Source organism: Enterobacter sp. BNK-29, assembly GCF_048684785.1.
Lineage (GTDB): Bacteria > Pseudomonadota > Gammaproteobacteria > Enterobacterales > Enterobacteriaceae > Enterobacter > Enterobacter cloacae_M.
The window spans coordinates 2,284,379-2,302,563 of record NZ_JBLQTU010000001.1 but is presented as its reverse complement, the minus strand read 5'-3'; the positions used below and the strand labels follow the sequence as shown (position 1 = coordinate 2,302,563).

At 55.2% G+C, this 18,185-nt stretch carries 11 protein-coding genes and 3 rRNA genes; 2 read left to right on the top strand and 12 right to left on the bottom strand.

Translation table 11 applies throughout. The annotated features are described in order from the left end of the window. Positions 1 to 113: 113 nt before the first annotated feature. The 7 genes from aceK to ACMGGX_RS10955 form a co-directional block, all read right to left on the bottom strand. A complete protein-coding gene (gene aceK / locus ACMGGX_RS10985; protein WP_348562204.1) occupies positions 114 to 1,853 on the bottom strand; it encodes a bifunctional isocitrate dehydrogenase kinase/phosphatase in 1,740 nt (579 codons plus the stop codon). A gap of 52 nt (positions 1,854 to 1,905) precedes the next feature. Continuing rightward, positions 1,906 to 3,210, bottom strand: coding sequence for an isocitrate lyase (gene aceA, locus ACMGGX_RS10980; RefSeq protein WP_420298364.1), 1,305 nt, complete (start codon positions 3,208 to 3,210; stop codon positions 1,906 to 1,908). Between the two features lie 31 nt (positions 3,211 to 3,241). Then, complete coding sequence (gene aceB, locus ACMGGX_RS10975; RefSeq protein WP_420298363.1) at positions 3,242 to 4,843, bottom strand: malate synthase A; 1,602 nt, start codon at positions 4,841 to 4,843, stop codon at positions 3,242 to 3,244. 270 nt (positions 4,844 to 5,113) lie between these two features. Beyond that, entirely contained in the window at positions 5,114 to 6,043 is a 930-nt protein-coding gene (gene metA / locus ACMGGX_RS10970) for a homoserine O-acetyltransferase MetA (protein WP_348562201.1), read from the bottom strand. A 242-nt stretch (positions 6,044 to 6,285) separates the two neighbouring features. Further along, positions 6,286 to 6,401 (bottom strand): 5S ribosomal RNA (rrf, locus tag ACMGGX_RS10965). Between the two features lie 71 nt (positions 6,402 to 6,472). Next, a 23S ribosomal RNA gene (locus tag ACMGGX_RS10960) occupies positions 6,473 to 9,377 on the bottom strand. 209 nt (positions 9,378 to 9,586) lie between these two features. Beyond that, positions 9,587 to 11,128: ribosomal RNA gene (locus ACMGGX_RS10955) — 16S ribosomal RNA — on the bottom strand. The 16S, 23S and 5S rRNA genes sit together here, the layout of an rRNA operon. Positions 11,129 to 11,688: 560 nt before the next feature. Here ACMGGX_RS10955 and purH point away from each other — a divergent pair. Both purH and purD read left to right on the top strand, forming a co-directional pair. After that, on the top strand, positions 11,689 to 13,278 hold the full coding sequence (purH, locus tag ACMGGX_RS10950) for a bifunctional phosphoribosylaminoimidazolecarboxamide formyltransferase/IMP cyclohydrolase (RefSeq protein WP_061716167.1): 1,590 nt from the start codon (positions 11,689 to 11,691) through the stop codon (positions 13,276 to 13,278). Between the two features lie 15 nt (positions 13,279 to 13,293). Next, the gene (gene purD / locus ACMGGX_RS10945) at positions 13,294 to 14,586 is read left to right on the top strand and encodes a phosphoribosylamine--glycine ligase (RefSeq protein WP_420298362.1); all 1,293 of its coding nucleotides are present in this window, start codon (positions 13,294 to 13,296) and stop codon (positions 14,584 to 14,586) included. 47 nt (positions 14,587 to 14,633) lie between these two features. Here purD and ACMGGX_RS10940 read toward each other — a convergent pair whose 3' ends face one another. The 5 genes from ACMGGX_RS10940 to hemE all read right to left on the bottom strand — a co-directional run bounded on the left by ACMGGX_RS10940 (position 14,634) and on the right by hemE (position 18,174). Then, the gene (locus tag ACMGGX_RS10940) at positions 14,634 to 15,326 is read right to left on the bottom strand and encodes a DUF1481 domain-containing protein (RefSeq protein WP_420298757.1); all 693 of its coding nucleotides are present in this window, start codon (positions 15,324 to 15,326) and stop codon (positions 14,634 to 14,636) included. Positions 15,327 to 15,337: 11 nt separating this feature from the next. After that, the gene (gene hupA, locus ACMGGX_RS10935) at positions 15,338 to 15,610 is read right to left on the bottom strand and encodes a nucleoid-associated protein HU-alpha (protein WP_002445246.1); all 273 of its coding nucleotides are present in this window, start codon (positions 15,608 to 15,610) and stop codon (positions 15,338 to 15,340) included. 186 nt (positions 15,611 to 15,796) lie between these two features. After that, positions 15,797 to 16,387 (bottom strand): YjaG family protein, encoded by a 591-nt coding sequence (locus ACMGGX_RS10930; RefSeq protein ID WP_023309980.1) that lies wholly within the window; start codon positions 16,385 to 16,387, stop codon positions 15,797 to 15,799. Between the two features lie 41 nt (positions 16,388 to 16,428). Then, on the bottom strand, positions 16,429 to 17,100 hold the full coding sequence (gene nfi, locus ACMGGX_RS10925) for a deoxyribonuclease V (RefSeq protein WP_023309979.1): 672 nt from the start codon (positions 17,098 to 17,100) through the stop codon (positions 16,429 to 16,431). A 9-nt stretch (positions 17,101 to 17,109) separates the two neighbouring features. After that, a complete protein-coding gene (gene hemE / locus ACMGGX_RS10920) occupies positions 17,110 to 18,174 on the bottom strand; it encodes a uroporphyrinogen decarboxylase (RefSeq protein ID WP_029742041.1) in 1,065 nt (354 codons plus the stop codon). Positions 18,175 to 18,185 lie beyond the last annotated feature (11 nt).

Genomic DNA, 18,185 nt, shown 5'->3' with positions numbered 1-18,185 from the left:
CGGGCGATGGGGTTGCACTGCGGCCTGATGCCCTCACCCCGGCCCTCTCCCACAGGGAGAGGGAGAAAACATGATGCCCTCACTCTGCGAGAGAGGGAGAAAATATGATGCTCTCACTCTGCGAGAGAAGGTGCAAACCTAATGCAAAACCTCTGCTTGCGGCGGTAAGCGTACACATCTTCGACATGCCCGTTTTTGATCCGCGTTTGCAGTCCGCGCCAGTAGCTGGCGCGGAACAGATCCTCATGCATTTCTTCGAATAGCGGCCCGATGCGCGGGTCGGCGCACAGCCAGTGGCGAAACTCCTCCGGAAACACATCGCCCGGCGAGACGCTGTACCACGGCTCACCTGAAAGCTCATCTTCCGGGTAGCGGGGCTGTGGTATATCGCGGAAATTCACTTCGGTCATGTAGCAAATTTCGTCGTAATCGTAGAACACCACGCGCCCGTGACGGGTGACGCCGAAGTTTTTAAACAGCATGTCGCCCGGAAAAATATTGGCGGCGGCAAGCTGGCGAATCGCGTTGCCGTATTCTTCAATGGCATCCCGCAGCGCCTGGCCTTCGGACTGCTCAAGCCAGATATTCAGCGGTACCATGCGGCGCTCAATGTAGAGATGGCTAATCACGATTTTGTCACCCAGATCGGTGATTTTCGCAGGTGCTTCCTGCATTAACAGCGCCATGAGCGCCGGGTCGATCTGCTGTTTATCCAGCACAAAGTTTTCGAACTCCTGGGTATCCGCCATGCGCCCGACGCGGTCGTGCTCTTTGACCAGCTGATAGCAGGCACGAACGTGCGCGGCGGTCATCTCTTTCTGCGGCGCGAATCTGTCTTTAATCACCTTAAAGACCCGGTCGAAATCCGGCAGCGTAAAGACCAGCATCACCATGCCGCGAATGCCGGGCGCTTCGATAAACTGCTCATCGGCCGTGGTGACATAGCGCAGGTACTCCCGGTAGCTTTCCGTTTTGGCGTGCTTCTGGCAGCCAATGGCCATATACAGCTCGGCGGTGGTTTTGCCCGGCAGGATCTCTCGCAGCCACTCCACCAGCGCGGCAGGCAGCGGGGCGTACACCATGAAATAGGAGCGGGCGAAGCCAAACACGATGCTGGCCTCGGCGCCGGTGGTCAGGCAGGTATCGACAAACAGTTCCCCATCGTCGGTACGGTGAATGGGCAGCAGAAAAGGCACAATGGCGGTCGGCGTAACCAGTTTGCCGACCAGCCAGGCGGCTTTATTGCGGTAGAAAAGCTCGTTGGCCACCTGCAAATGGCTATGGCTAAGCACCTCCGCGCCGAAGGTTTCGTTGAGATGCGCGTGGATATAACCGATATCCCGGGTTTTATTCTCCCAGGGCAGGCGCAGCGGTAAATCCGTTAGCATGCGATGCAGGAGCTTTTCCCATCCGCGATCGGGAAAGAAATCTTTCGCCAGCGGACGGGGAATGGTTCGAAAGCGTCGCTCGGGCTGGGAGCTGAAGATAAATAACCGCTCAGGAGATAGCGAGCGGTGGTCAAATAACCGGCAATAGACGGAGTTGAAAAAGCTCTCCGCAATCTCGAAGCGCGGGTAATCGGGTAACAGATGGGTGTAGTGCTCCTTCACGCGCAGTAAAAACTCCGCGTCCGGGCTTTTACCGTCGGTAATACAGCGCAGCTGCTCCACCACCAGACCCACGTGGTGGTCATAGAGATGGATACGCTGCTTCATGGCCTGCTGAACCGCATGCCAGTCTGCATGTTCGAAGCGCTGCTGCGCGCCGGATGTCACTTCAAGAAAACGACCATACTGGGCATCGAAGCCCTGCAAAATAGTTTGGGCAATCAGCAATTCCAGGCCACGCGACATATATTCCCCCTCACCCCAACCCTCTCCCCGAGAGGGGAGAGGGGGGAAAAGATTAGAACTGTGCTTCTTCCGTTGAACCCGTTAAGGCGGTGACGGAGGAGGTACCGCCCTGAATAATCGTGGTCACATTGTCAAAGTAGCCGGTCCCCACCTCCTGCTGGTGAGACACGAAGGTGTAACCGTCTTTGCCCGCGGCAAACTCCGGCTGCTGCACCTTCTCAACGTAGTGCTTCATGCCCTCACCCTGCGCATAGGCGTGCGCCAGGTCGAACATGTTGAACCACATGCTGTGGATACCGGCCAGGGTAATGAACTGGTATTTGTAGCCCATGTCGGACAGCTGCTGCTGGAAGCTGGCGATGGTTTTGTCATCCAGCTTTTTCTGCCAGTTGAATGACGGCGAGCAGTTATAGGCCAGCAGCTTGCCCGGATACTTCGCGTGGATGGCGTCGGCAAAGCGTTTTGCCAGCGCCAGATCCGGCGTGGAGGTTTCACACCAGACCAGGTCCGCGTAAGGCGCATACGCCAGGCCGCGGCTGATCGCCTGTTCAATGCCGGCATGGGTGCGGTAGAAGCCTTCGCTGGTGCGCTCGCCGGTGATGAATTCGCTGTCGTACGGGTCGCAGTCAGAGGTGATCAGGTCCGCCGCGTCCGCATCGGTACGGGCAATGACCAGCGTTGGCACGCCGAGCACGTCAGCAGCCAGACGCGCGGCAACCAGCTTCTGTACGGCTTCCTGTGTAGGAACCAGCACCTTACCGCCCATGTGCCCGCATTTCTTCACTGACGCCAGCTGGTCTTCGAAGTGAACGGCCGCTGCACCGGCCTCAATCATCGATTTCATCAGCTCGAAGGCGTTCAGCACGCCGCCGAAGCCCGCTTCCGCATCCGCGACGATCGGCAGGAAGTAGTCAGTAAAGCGCGGATCGCCAGGTTCGATACCTGCGGCCCACTGGATCTGATCCGCACGGCGGAAGGTGTTGTTGATCCGATCCACCACCGACGGCACGGAGTTAGCCGGATAGAGCGACTGATCCGGGTACATGCTGGAGGCCAGGTTGGCGTCCGCCGCGACCTGCCAGCCGGAGAGGTAAATCGCCTCAATACCGGCCTTCGCCTGCTGCAGCGCCTGACCGCCGGTCAGCGCGCCGAGGCTGTTGATATAGCCTTTTTTAGAGCCACCGTGCAGCAGCCTCCACATTTTCGCCGCACCGTTCTGTGCCAGCGTGCATTCCGGATTGACCGAGCCGCGTAATTTCACCACTTCCTCCGCGCTGTAAGGACGGCGGATGCCTTCCCAGCGAGGTTGTGTCCACTCTTTCTTTAACTCTTCGATTTGTTGGGTACGGGTTTTCATGTGCAGATGCTCCATATTGTTATGTGGTGAGTTACGCCAGGAAGCGGTAGCCCGGCAGGGTCAGGAAGTCGATTAAGTCATCTGATGTAGTGATTTGCTCCATCAGGCGCGCAGCGTCGTCAAAGCGTCCGCTGCTGAAGCGGTGTTCGCCCAGCTCGTCCTGGATCACCCGCATCTCTTCGGCCAGCATCTGGCGGAACAGAGATTTGGTCACCGGCTTGCCGTTGCTGAGCGTTTTTTGATGGTGGATCCACTGCCAGATGGAGGTACGTGAGATCTCCGCCGTCGCGGCATCTTCCATCAGGCCGTAGATAGGTACACAGCCGTTGCCGGAGATCCACGCTTCGATGTACTGGACCGCGACGCGGATATTGGCACGCATGCCCTCTTCCGTACGCTCGCCCGCGCACGGTGCCAGCAGCTGTTCTTCAGCCGTTGGGGCATCGTCTTCACGCGTGACGAACAGCTGATTTTTATTGTCGCCGAGAACGCGGTTGAAGACCTCCATCGCCGTATCGGCCAGGCCGGGATGGGCAATCCACGTGCCGTCGTGACCGTTACGGGCTTCAAGCTCTTTATCGGCCTTCACCTTGTTGAGCACCTGATTGTTCCGCTCTGCGTCTTTGCTCGGGATAAAAGCCGCCATGCCGCCCATCGCAAAGGCGCCGCGCTTGTGGCAGGTTTTGATCAGCAGACGCGAGTAGGCGCTCAGGAACGGTTTATCCATGGTCACGACCTGGCGATCCGGCAGTACGCGATCGGGATAGTTTTTCAGGGTTTTGATGTAGCTGAAAATATAGTCCCAGCGTCCGCAGTTCAGGCCGACAATATGGTCGCGCAGGGCGTGCAGAATTTCATTCATCTGGAACACGGCAGGCAGCGTTTCAATCAGCAGCGTGGCTTTGATGGTGCCGCGCGGCAGGTTGAAACGATCTTCCGCGTAGCTGAAGACCTCGCTCCACCAGGCCGCTTCCTGCCAGGCCTGCGTTTTTGGCAGATAGAAATAAGGGCCGCTGCCTTTTGCCAGCAGGTTCTTGTAGTTGTGGAAGAAATAAAGCGCGAAATCAAACAGGCTGCCCGGAATGGCTTCCCCACGCCAGGTGACATGTTTTTCAGGCAGGTGCAGGCCGCGTACGCGACAGATCAGCACCGCCGGGTTCGGTTTGAGCTGGTAAATTTTGCCGGCTTCGTTGGTATAGCTGATGGTGCCGTTCACGGCGTCGCGCAGGTTGATCTGCCCCTCGATGACCTTACGCCAGTCCGGCGCCAGTGAGTCTTCAAAATCGGCCATAAAGACTTTAACGTTGGCGTTCATGGCGTTGATCACCATTTTGCGCTCTACCGGACCGGTGATCTCAACGCGACGATCCTGTAAATCTTCAGGGATGCCGCGGATTTTCCACTCACCGCGACGAATGGAAGCGGTTTCCGAAATGAAGCCAGGCAACTTGCCATCGTCAATTTCCTGCTGCTGATGAATGCGTGCCGCCAGCAGCTTATTACGCTGCGGCGTAAAGCGAGTCACCAGTTCAGTCAGAAATTCTACCGCTTCCGCCGTCAAAACCTGCTGTTCTTGCTCGCCATACGGCTGGGTAAAGGCCAGTTCATCGAACGTCGTTGCCTGTTGAGTCATTACTCTGCTCCTCATCAAAGATCCAAAATCACGCCCCCGATGCGAACGAAAGATCGTTGGGTAGTTTTCGCTCAGCAGAATTAAGACTATCTATATTTTTTCTAAAATCAAAAACAATTTCCATTTTAATTATTAATTGTAATTAATTGATTGATTTCATTGATATTAAAGTTGCATCGGATGGTGAGTGACATTTCGGAAATAAAAAAGGCACCCGAAGGTGCCTGATTTGAATAGCTGAAACGCTTTAGGATCGTTTAGTGCAGAAGATTACTCCAGCGTCGGATTCATGTGGCGCAGATCGTATGGCGTGATCTGGTAGACGTAATAGTTGAGCCAGTTAGTGAAAAGCAAATTCCCGTGGCTGCGCCAGGTTGCTCTCGGTTTGTTTTGCGGATCGTCTTTCGGGAAATAGTTGTACGGTACATCCGGATTAAGACCCGCTTCGACATCGCGGAAATACTCTGACGCGAGGGTATACGGGTCGTACTCAGGATGCCCGGTCACGAATGCAATGCGTTTATCCTTGCTGGCAAACAGGTAAGCATCTCCATCTTCCGTTTCGGCCAGGATCTCCAGATCGGTGTAATCACGAATCAGCTGGGCCGGGAAATCGGCGTAGCGAGAATGCGGGGCCAGGAAAGAGTCATCGAAACCACGCGTCAGCAAAGCGTGTGGGTGAAGAATGTGGTGTTCGTAGACGCCGGAGAGCTTTTCAGTGCGGGTTTGCTTGGGGATACCATAAAGAATATTCAGCGCGGCTTGTACCGCCCAACAGACAAACAATGTGGACGTGACGTGATCTTTTGCCCACTCCAGAACCTGTTTGATCTGCGGCCAGTAGGCGACATCGTTAAATTCAACCAGACCGAGCGGCGCGCCGGTCACGATCAGTCCGTCGAAGTTTTCCCCCTGAATGTCATCGAAGTTACAGTAGAAATTGTTCAGATGTTCAGAAGGCGTGTTACGTGACTCACGGGCATCGATTCGCAGCAGCTGAATATCAACCTGCAGCGGGGAGTTCGACAGAAGACGCAGGAACTGGTTTTCTGTTTCGATCTTTTTTGGCATCAGATTGAGAATAAGCACCTTCAGCGGGCGAATTTCCTGACCTGTCGCACGCGAAGCCGTCATGACGAAGACGTTTTCTTCACGCAAGAAATTGACGGCTGGTAGCTCGTCCTGCACCCGAATCGGCATAACTTAATATCCTCACAGCATACGTATAAACGTTTAGACATCCAGACAGCTAACGATACCCAGAAATGGTTTGAATGTCGAGTCTGCAAGCAGAAGGTGAGAAAGTTTCAAGGAGAGGATGGGTGCGGTTTGACTTGCCCGATGGCGCTGCGCTTACCGGGCCTGCAAAGCCACTCGGCATGATTTCTGACGCACAAAGCAAAAAACCCCGCACCTTACGGTACGGGGTTCTTCTATTTGATGCCTGGCAGTTCCCTACTCTCACATGGGGAGACCCCACACTACCATCGGCGCTACGGCGTTTCACTTCTGAGTTCGGCATGGGGTCAGGTGGGACCACCGCGCTAAAGCCGCCAGGCAAATTCTGTTAATCTGTATCAGGCTGAAACTTGATTGTCTGTCTCTTCGCCGAAACAGCTTCGGCGTTGTAAGGTTAAGCCTCACGGTTCATTAGTATCGGTTAGCTCAACGCATCGCTGCGCTTACACACCCGACCTATCAACGTCGTAGTCTTCAACGTTCCTTCAGGACTCTCAGGGAGTCAGGGAGAACTCATCTCGGGGCAAGTTTCGTGCTTAGATGCTTTCAGCACTTATCTTTTCCGCATTTAGCTACCGGGCAGTGCCATTGGCATGACAACCCGAACACCAGTGATGCGTCCACTCCGGTCCTCTCGTACTAGGAGCAGCCCCCCTCAATTCTCCAGCGCCCACGGCAGATAGGGACCGAACTGTCTCACGACGTTCTAAACCCAGCTCGCGTACCACTTTAAATGGCGAACAGCCATACCCTTGGGACCTACTTCAGCCCCAGGATGTGATGAGCCGACATCGAGGTGCCAAACACCGCCGTCGATATGAACTCTTGGGCGGTATCAGCCTGTTATCCCCGGAGTACCTTTTATCCGTTGAGCGATGGCCCTTCCATTCAGAACCACCGGATCACTATGACCTGCTTTCGCACCTGCTCGAGCCGTCACTCTCGCAGTCAAGCTAGCTTATGCCATTGCACTAACCTCCTGATGTCCGACCAGGATTAGCTAACCTTCGTGCTCCTCCGTTACTCTTTGGGAGGAGACCGCCCCAGTCAAACTACCCACCAGACACTGTCCGCAACCCGGATCACGGGTCTACGTTAGAACACCAGCCATTAAAGGGTGGTATTTCAAGGGCGGCTCCACGCAGACTGGCGTCCACGCTTCAAAGCCTCCCACCTATCCTACACATCAAGGACCAGTGTTCAGTGTCAAGCTATAGTAAAGGTTCACGGGGTCTTTCCGTCTTGCCGCGGGTACACTGCATCTTCACAGCGAGTTCAATTTCACTGAGTCTCGGGTGGAGACAGCCTGGCCATCATTACGCCATTCGTGCAGGTCGGAACTTACCCGACAAGGAATTTCGCTACCTTAGGACCGTTATAGTTACGGCCGCCGTTTACCGGGGCTTCGATCAAGAGCTTCGCGTTGCCGCTAACCCCATCAATTAACCTTCCGGCACCGGGCAGGCGTCACACCGTATACGTCCACTTTCGTGTTTGCACAGTGCTGTGTTTTTAATAAACAGTTGCAGCCAGCTGGTATCTTCGACTGATTTCAGCTCCACCCGCAGGGGCTTCACCTACATATCAGCGTGCCTTCTCCCGAAGTTACGGCACCATTTTGCCTAGTTCCTTCACCCGAGTTCTCTCAAGCGCCTTGGTATTCTCTACCTGACCACCTGTGTCGGTTTGGGGTACGATTTGATGTTACCTGATGCTTAGAGGCTTTTCCTGGAAGCAGGGCATTTGTTACTTCAGCACCGTAGTGCCTCGTCATCACACCTCAGCGTTAAAAGGTACCGGATTTACCTGGAACCTCCGCCTACATGCTTAAACCGGGACAACCGTCGCCCGGCTAACATAGCCTTCTCCGTCCCCCCTTCGCAGTAACACCAAGTACAGGAATATTAACCTGTTTCCCATCGACTACGCCTTTCGGCCTCGCCTTAGGGGTCGACTCACCCTGCCCCGATTAACGTTGGACAGGAACCCTTGGTCTTCCGGCGAGCGGGCTTTTCACCCGCTTTATCGTTACTTATGTCAGCATTCGCACTTCTGATACCTCCAGCATGCCTCACAGCACACCTTCAACGGCTTACAGAACGCTCCCCTACCCAACAACACTTAAGTGTCGCTGCCGCAGCTTCGGTGCATGGTTTAGCCCCGTTACATCTTCCGCGCAGGCCGACTCGACCAGTGAGCTATTACGCTTTCTTTAAATGATGGCTGCTTCTAAGCCAACATCCTGGCTGTCTGTGCCTTCCCACATCGTTTCCCACTTAACCATGACTTTGGGACCTTAGCTGGCGGTCTGGGTTGTTTCCCTCTTCACGACGGACGTTAGCACCCGCCGTGTGTCTCCCGTGATAACATTCTTCGGTATTCGTAGTTTGCATCGGGTTGGTAAGCCGGGATGGCCCCCTAGCCGAAACAGTGCTCTACCCCCGAAGATGAGTTCACGAGGCGCTACCTAAATAGCTTTCGGGGAGAACCAGCTATCTCCCGGTTTGATTGGCCTTTCACCCCCAGCCACAAGTCATCCGCTAATTTTTCAACATTAGTCGGTTCGGTCCTCCAGTTAGTGTTACCCAACCTTCAACCTGCCCATGGCTAGATCACCGGGTTTCGGGTCTATACCCTGCAACTTAACGCCCAGTTAAGACTCGGTTTCCCTTCGGCTCCCCTATACGGTTAACCTTGCTACAGAATATAAGTCGCTGACCCATTATACAAAAGGTACGCAGTCACACCACGAAGGTGCTCCCACTGCTTGTACGTACACGGTTTCAGGTTCTTTTTCACTCCCCTCGCCGGGGTTCTTTTCGCCTTTCCCTCACGGTACTGGTTCACTATCGGTCAGTCAGGAGTATTTAGCCTTGGAGGATGGTCCCCCCATATTCAGACAGGATACCACGTGTCCCGCCCTACTCTTCGAGTTCACAACCTGTGTGCTTTCGTGTACGGGACTGTCACCCTGTACCGTGCGACTTTCCAGACGCTTCCACTAACACACAAGCTGATTCAGACTCTGGGCTGCTCCCCGTTCGCTCGCCGCTACTGGGGGAATCTCGGTTGATTTCTTTTCCTCGGGGTACTTAGATGTTTCAGTTCCCCCGGTTCGCCTCGTTAACCTATGTATTCAGTTAACGATAGTGTGACGAATCACACTGGGTTTCCCCATTCGGACATCGCCGGGTCAAAGGTTCATATCACCTCGCCGGCGCTTTTCGCAGATTAGCACGTCCTTCATCGCCTCTGACTGCCAGGGCATCCACCGTGTACGCTTAGTCGCTTAACCTCACAACCCGAAGATGTTTCTTTCGATTCATCATCGACTTGCGAAAATTTGAGAGACTCGAACACACCAATTAAGATGTGTCGTTTCAATTTTCAGCTTGATCCAGATTTTTAAAGAGCAAAACTTCTTAATGTACTCAAAAGTACATTCAGAAGTTCATCATTTATCAGACAATCTGTGTGAGCACTACAAAGGCAGGTTCTTTAAGGTAAGGAGGTGATCCAACCGCAGGTTCCCCTACGGTTACCTTGTTACGACTTCACCCCAGTCATGAATCACAAAGTGGTAAGCGCCCTCCCGAAGGTTAAGCTACCTACTTCTTTTGCAACCCACTCCCATGGTGTGACGGGCGGTGTGTACAAGGCCCGGGAACGTATTCACCGTAGCATTCTGATCTACGATTACTAGCGATTCCGACTTCATGGAGTCGAGTTGCAGACTCCAATCCGGACTACGACGCACTTTATGAGGTCCGCTTGCTCTCGCGAGGTCGCTTCTCTTTGTATGCGCCATTGTAGCACGTGTGTAGCCCTACTCGTAAGGGCCATGATGACTTGACGTCATCCCCACCTTCCTCCAGTTTATCACTGGCAGTCTCCTTTGAGTTCCCGGCCGGACCGCTGGCAACAAAGGATAAGGGTTGCGCTCGTTGCGGGACTTAACCCAACATTTCACAACACGAGCTGACGACAGCCATGCAGCACCTGTCTCAGAGTTCCCGAAGGCACCAGTCCATCTCTGGAAAGTTCTCTGGATGTCAAGAGTAGGTAAGGTTCTTCGCGTTGCATCGAATTAAACCACATGCTCCACCGCTTGTGCGGGCCCCCGTCAATTCATTTGAGTTTTAACCTTGCGGCCGTACTCCCCAGGCGGTCGACTTAACGCGTTAGCTCCGGAAGCCACGCCTCAAGGGCACAACCTCCAAGTCGACATCGTTTACGGCGTGGACTACCAGGGTATCTAATCCTGTTTGCTCCCCACGCTTTCGCACCTGAGCGTCAGTCTTTGTCCAGGGGGCCGCCTTCGCCACCGGTATTCCTCCAGATCTCTACGCATTTCACCGCTACACCTGGAATTCTACCCCCCTCTACAAGACTCTAGCCTGCCAGTTTCGAATGCAGTTCCCAGGTTGAGCCCGGGGATTTCACATCCGACTTGACAGACCGCCTGCGTGCGCTTTACGCCCAGTAATTCCGATTAACGCTTGCACCCTCCGTATTACCGCGGCTGCTGGCACGGAGTTAGCCGGTGCTTCTTCTGCGGGTAACGTCAATTGCTGAGGTTATTAACCTCAACACCTTCCTCCCCGCTGAAAGTACTTTACAACCCGAAGGCCTTCTTCATACACGCGGCATGGCTGCATCAGGCTTGCGCCCATTGTGCAATATTCCCCACTGCTGCCTCCCGTAGGAGTCTGGACCGTGTCTCAGTTCCAGTGTGGCTGGTCATCCTCTCAGACCAGCTAGGGATCGTCGCCTAGGTGAGCCGTTACCCCACCTACTAGCTAATCCCATCTGGGCACATCTGATGGCAAGAGGCCCGAAGGTCCCCCTCTTTGGTCTTGCGACGTTATGCGGTATTAGCTACCGTTTCCAGTAGTTATCCCCCTCCATCAGGCAGTTTCCCAGACATTACTCACCCGTCCGCCGCTCGCCGGCAAAGTAGCAAGCTACTTTCCGCTGCCGCTCGACTTGCATGTGTTAGGCCTGCCGCCAGCGTTCAATCTGAGCCATGATCAAACTCTTCAATTTAAGTTTGATGCTCGTGAATTAAACTTCGTAATGAATTACGTATGTTCACTCAGAGACTTGGTATTCATTTATTGTCCGAAGACATTAAGAATCCATGTCACTTTGAGTGCCCACACAGATTGTCTGATAAATTGTTAAAGAGCAGTGCAACGCGGCTTTCGCTCACCGTTGCGAGGTGGCGTATATTACGCTTTCCTCTTTCAGAGTCAACCCGTTATTTCAGGATTTTTTCTCTTCAACCGACCGGGTTGTCTGTGAAGTGATTCACATCCGCCGTGTCGATGGAGGCGCATTATAGGGAGTTCTCAGCAGGCCGCAACCGCTAAATGACAGAAAAATGACTGACTGCTGCATTCCACAGCAAAACCCCGCCTTATACCTTTTTACACACAGACTTATCCACAATGATACGAAAAAGTGAAAATGTGCGAGCGTTGCGCAAACGTTTTCGTTAAAATGCTCGCGCTTAATAAGGATGCCCCGTCAGGTGTGTTAGATGAGTTTTTCGCAGGAAAATTCATCTAACGCTCTCTGTAATCGTGAAATCCAGGGGATTTACCATGCAACAACGTCGTCCAGTCCGCCGCGCTCTGCTCAGTGTTTCTGATAAAGCCGGTATCGTCGAATTCGCTCAGGCACTTTCCGCACGCGGTGTGGAGCTGCTTTCTACAGGCGGTACCGCTCGCCTGTTAGCAGATAAAGGTCTGCCGGTAACCGAAGTGTCCGATTACACCGGTTTCCCGGAAATGATGGATGGACGCGTCAAAACCCTGCATCCGAAAGTGCACGGCGGTATTCTTGGCCGTCGCGGTCAGGACGACGCCATTATGGAACAGCATGACATCGCGCCAATCGACATGGTTGTCGTTAACCTCTACCCGTTTGCCCAGACCGTAGCCCGCGAAGGCTGTTCTCTGGAAGATGCCGTAGAGAATATTGATATCGGCGGCCCAACCATGGTGCGCTCCGCGGCCAAGAACCATAAAGATGTGGCCATCGTCGTAAAGAGCAGCGATTACGAAACCATTATTAATGAGATGGATGCCAACGAAGGGTCACTGACTCTGGAAACGCGTTTCGACCTCGCCATCAAAGCCTTCGAGCACACCGCGGCGTACGACAGCATGATCGCCAACTACTTCGGTAGCCTGGTGCCTGCTTACCACGGTGAAAGCAAAGATCCTTCTGGCCGTTTCCCGCGCACCCTGAACCTGAACTTTATTAAGAAGCAGGATATGCGTTACGGCGAGAACAGCCACCAGCAGGCAGCCTTCTATATAGAAGAAGAGGTAAAAGAAGCCTCTGTTGCGACCGCTCAGCAGGTTCAGGGCAAAGCGCTCTCCTATAACAACATTGCTGACACCGACGCCGCGCTGGAATGCGTGAAAGAGTTCAGCGAGCCAGCCTGCGTTATCGTCAAGCATGCAAACCCATGCGGTGTTGCAGTAAGCACCTCTATTCTGGACGCCTACGATCGCGCCTACAAAACCGACCCGACCTCCGCGTTCGGCGGCATTATCGCCTTCAACCGCGAGCTGGATGCTGAAACCGCACAGGCCATCATCTCCCGCCAGTTCGTTGAAGTGATCATCGCGCCATCCGCATCCGAAGAGGCGCTGAAAATCACCGCTGCAAAACAGAACGTACGCGTGCTGGTATGCGGCCAGTGGGCAGAACGCGTGCCGGGCCTGGACTTCAAGCGTGTGAACGGCGGCCTGCTGGTTCAGGACCGCGATCTGGGTATGGTGACAGAAGCCGACCTGCGCGTGGTAACCAAACGTCAGCCGACCGAACAGGAACTGCGTGACGCGCTGTTCTGCTGGAAGGTCGCGAAGTTCGTCAAATCCAACGCCATCGTCTACGCCAAAGAAAACATGACTATCGGGATAGGCGCAGGCCAGATGAGCCGCGTTTACTCCGCGAAAATCGCGGGCATTAAAGCAGGTGATGAAGGTCTGGAAGTAAAAGGCTCCGCCATGGCTTCTGACGCCTTCTTCCCGTTCCGTGACGGTATCGACGCGGCGGCTGCAGTGGGCATCACCTGTGTGATCCAGCCTGGCGGCTCAATTCGCGACGACGAAGTGATTGCCGCTGCCGACGAACATGGCATTGCAATGATCTTCACCGACATGCGCCACTTCCGCCATTAATTCCCGGAGCAGAAAATGAAAGTATTAGTGATTGGTAACGGCGGACGCGAGCACGCTCTGGCGTGGAAAGCGGCGCAGTCTCCGCTGGTGAAAACAGTCTTCGTAGCACCGGGCAACGCCGGTACCGCGCTGGAACCCGCGCTGCAGAACGTGGCTATCGGCGTGACCGATATCCCGGCGCTGCTGAGCTTTGCCCAGAGCGAGAAAATCGATCTGACCATCGTCGGCCCGGAAGCGCCGCTGGTGATTGGCGTCGTCGATGCCTTCCGCGCGGCGGGCCTGACAATCTTCGGGCCAACGGAAGGCGCCGCGCAGCTGGAAGGCTCCAAAGCCTTCACCAAAGATTTCCTCGCGCGTCACAACATCCCGACGGCGGAATATCAGAACTTCACCGAAGTGGAGCCAGCCCTGGCCTACCTGCGTGAAAAAGGCGCGCCGATTGTCATCAAGGCCGACGGTCTGGCCGCTGGTAAAGGTGTTATCGTCGCGATGACGCTCGAAGAAGCAGAAGCCGCGGTTCAGGATATGCTGGCGGGTAACGCCTTTGGCGACGCGGGCCACCGCATCGTGATCGAAGAGTTCCTCGACGGTGAAGAAGCGAGCTTTATCGTGATGGTCGACGGCGAGCACATTCTGCCGATGGCCACCAGCCAGGACCACAAGCGCGTAGGTAATGGCGATACCGGCCCGAATACTGGCGGAATGGGCGCTTACTCCCCCGCTCCGGTAGTGACTGACGAAGTCCACCAGCGCACCATGGATCGCGTCATTTGGCCAACCGTGAAAGGGATGGCGGCGGAAGGCAACACCTACACCGGTTTCCTCTACGCGGGTCTGATGATTGACAAGCAGGGTAACCCTAAGGTCATCGAATTCAACTGCCGCTTTGGCGATCCGGAAACGCAGCCCATCATGCTGCGCATGAAATCCGATCTGGTGGAACTGTGTCTGGCAGCCTGCGAAGGCAAGCTCGACGAGAAAACCTCAGAGTGGGACGAGCGTGCGTCTCTGGGCGTGGTGATTGCTGCAGGTGGTTATCCGGGCAACTACAACACCGGGGATGAAATCCACGGCCTGCCGCTGGAAGAGATTGACGGTGCGAAGGTGTTCCATGCGGGTACGAAGCTGGCTGACGACGATCGCGTCCTCACCAACGGCGGACGCGTGCTGTGTGCAACCGCGCTGGGCCATACTGTGGCAGAAGCGCAGAAACGCGCCTACGCGCTGATGGCGGATATTCACTGGAACGGCAGCTTTAGCCGTCAGGATATCGGTTATCGCGCGATTGCGCGTGAGCAGGGAGAGTAATTTCCCGCTCACCCTAACCCTCTCCCTCAAGGGAGAGGGGATTTAAATCAAAAACTTTTTTCCGTTGGCTGCCAGGTGCAGAAGTCTTCGTTCGCCACCAGCAGCAGCTGAGAGCCTTCCGGCGCTTCAAGCCACGCCACACTCACTTCCATTGATGAATGACGCTGACGGCGTTGAATGTGTTCGGTTGCCCAGGATTCGAGCTCAGGCTTGACCGTCTGTCCTTCGCAGGTTGTCACCGTCCCATCGGCATGCCAGCGCCCCTGGCGCAGCACAACGCGTCCCAGACGAAGCGCATCGCTGGTCTGGCGGATTTGTTCGGCACGATAGCGGTAGAGAGCGATTTGATCGCTGGAAAGCTGCTGTTTCTGACCGCTGACTTCGCGCTGCATAAAGCTCAGCTCGCCATGGTCGTCAAAACGCACTTTCACATGTTCGGGGGTCTTGCTGTAGACGTTCAGTTCAATCAGCGACAGGTCATCTCCCTGCCAGCGATATTCCGCAGTCGACGTATTGCCGTTATGCCACGGGCTGAAGGCAGAAAGCAGATGCACTTCGCCACCGGAATCTTTGCGCCAGATCCTGACCGCACCCTGGTTATCCGCGTAGCCGCTGGCGGTAAACGGCGGCAGAGAGGTGTCGTGGCTGCAGGCTGACAGCAGCAGCATGCCTGCCAGCACGAGCGTTCCACGCCAGAAAGACAAAAGGGGCGTTACCGCCCCTTCGCTAAAACTGTTCACTGCCACGCGTCTTACTTAACAGCGTCTTTCAGTGCTTTACCAGAAACAAATGCCGGCACGTTAGCTGCGGCGATTTTGATTTCTTTACCGGTCTGCGGGTTGCGGCCAGTACGCTCAGCGCGGTGGTTCACTTTGAAGGTACCGAAACCAACCAGTTGCACAGCATCGCCTTCTTTCAGAGACTCAGTAATAGCAGCCAGGGTAGATTCCAGAGCAGCTTTAGCCTGCACTTTAGACAGATCAGCCTTGTCCGCAATTACATCAATCAGTTGAGTCTTGTTCATAAGTTATCCTTTCAATGTGTTTATCGCTTGCTAAGCATCGAGTGCGACGAAAATGCCAAAAAAGCACTCTCCTGCATACACGCACCGATAGCCACTTTTTTTCGCCCCCCAAATGTAGACCAGACAAGGGGCGAAAGGGAAGAGTCGAGGAGCGACAAAACGGGCGTTATCTCAAGTTTTCTTGTCTCATTGGTTAAAAATTATACCAATATTGCTCTCACCAGCCTCTCGTAAGTCCGCGCGCAGCCCTTTTATCAGCTCAATATCGCGTTCTTCACACTCTGCCAGCAGGCGGAAAATTTCCCACTGAATGTCCCATTCTTGCTCAACCGCCGGGTTCGCACGCAGCTCTTCGTCGGTCATCTCGCGGCCTTCCTGGGTCATTTCCAGCATCGCGACGGTCGTAATAGACGCCTTACTGACTTCAATTGCGTGCTCCAGGGTTTCACCGCTCAGACGGGAGTGAAGCAGTTCGCTTAACGCCACGCAGGCATCAATCGCCGGGTAGACACCGTACAGGTCAAAATCATCCGCAGCCGGAATCGCCTCTTCCAGCTTTTCCAGCTGGGAGTCGAAGTTCACCTTCGCGTCTTTCACCGTCAGCGTTTCCCAGATCAGATCCAGAATGCGGCGGTAGATATGGCCATCACCAAAGCCCGTCTCCTTACAGAACGCGGCATAGTTGGGATACATGCGCTCGCACAGGCAAGCCATAAACGTCACGTGCTGCCAGCTTTCAAGTTTCTCAAGGCGCAGGTGAATCGGGTTTTGTAGCATGATGATCTCTCGAATCGAAAATTAGGCGCAGTTTACCTGAATCATCGCTGAATTTCCTGCCAACGAACAAAAGCCGGACGCGAAGAGGCCACGGCGTCTGCCCAGCGCGTCGGCTCCGGCAAGCGGTAGCCCTTCATGCAGCGCTGCACCCACGCCAGGGCGCTGTCCATGCTCACCCGGTGCCCGGTGGCGATAAAGAGCGGGTTGCAGCGCGCCTTGCTGCGCCAGACCCACGCTAGCTGCTCGCCTTTATGGATAAGCGGCGCCAGCGCGCCCGGCTCGGCAGAAAGAGGTTCAAACGCGCCGCACAGGCGTTTCTTGGCGACGCCAATGGTCGGCACATCCACCAGCAGCCCAAAGTGGCTGGCAACGCCTAAACGGCGCGGGTGTGAGATACCGTGTCCATCGACAAACAGCAGGTCAGGTTTTTGCGAGAGTTGCTCCCACGCTGCCAGCAGCGCGGGATATTCGCGGAAGGAGAGAAAGCCCGGAATGTACGGCATGGTGGTCGCGATACGCGCAACCTTGTACTCCACCAGCTCAAGCGAAGGATATTTCAGTACCACCATCGCCGCTCGCGTCACTTCCCCGCCCTGCTCGAATCCGACGTCTGCTCCGCCAATGTACTGCGGAGGATCTTTATCCAGACGATCCTCGCGGATCACCGATGAGGCCAGTTCGATTTGTTGAGCGCGTAGCGACGCGAGATCCATAATCACTCCTTACTTGTGATACTGGGCAGAAAGCCGATGCACCGCCTCCACAAATACGCCTGCGTGTTCTGGCGGCACATCCTGATGAATGCCGTGGCCGAGGTTAAAGACGTGGCCTTCCCCCTGGCCGAAACCAGACAGTATAGTCGACACTTCTTCTTCAATGCGGGCTGGCGGCGCATAGAGCATGGACGGGTCCATATTGCCCTGCAGCGCCACTTTGTCGCCCACGCGACGGCGCGCATCGGCGATATCGGTGGTCCAGTCGAGGCCCAGCGCGTCGCAGCCGGTTGCCGCCATCGCTTCCAGCCACTGACCGCCACCTTTGGTGAACAGCGTCACCGGCACGCGGCGGCCTTCGTTTTCACGCAGCAGGCCGTCGACGATTTTGTGCATGTAGTACAGGGAGAACTGCTGATAATCGCGCCCGGTCAGCACGCCGCCCCAGGTATCGAAAATCATCACCGACTGCGCACCGGCCTTAATCTGCGCGTTCAGATAGAGGGTGACGCTCTTCGCCAGCTTGTCGAGCAGCGCATGCAGGGCCAGCGGCTCGGCGTACATCATCTTTTTAATCATGGTAAAGGCTTTGCTGCTGCCCCCTTCCACCATATAGGTCGCCAGCGTCCACGGGCTGCCGGAGAAGCCAATCAGCGGCACTTCACCTTTCAGCTCGCGGCGAATGGTGCGCACGGCGTTCATCACGTAGCCCAGCTCGCCTTCCGGATCGGGGATCGGCAGCTTATCCACGTCGGCTTTGCTTTTGATTGGGGAGGTGAAACGCGGGCCTTCACCGGTTTCGAAGTACAGGCCAAGGCCCATTGCATCCGGAATGGTCAGAATATCCGAGAAGAGGATCGCAGCATCCAGCGGGAAGCGGCGCAGCGGCTGGAGCGTCACTTCACAGGCCAGCTCGGCGTTTTTGCACAGCGACATAAAATCGCCCGCCTGTGCGCGCGTGGCTTTGTACTCCGGAAGATAGCGTCCCGCCTGGCGCATCATCCACACCGGGGTGACATCAACGGGCTGGCGCAGCAGCGCACGCAGATAACGATCGTTCTTCAGTTCGGTCATTTTTGCAGTTC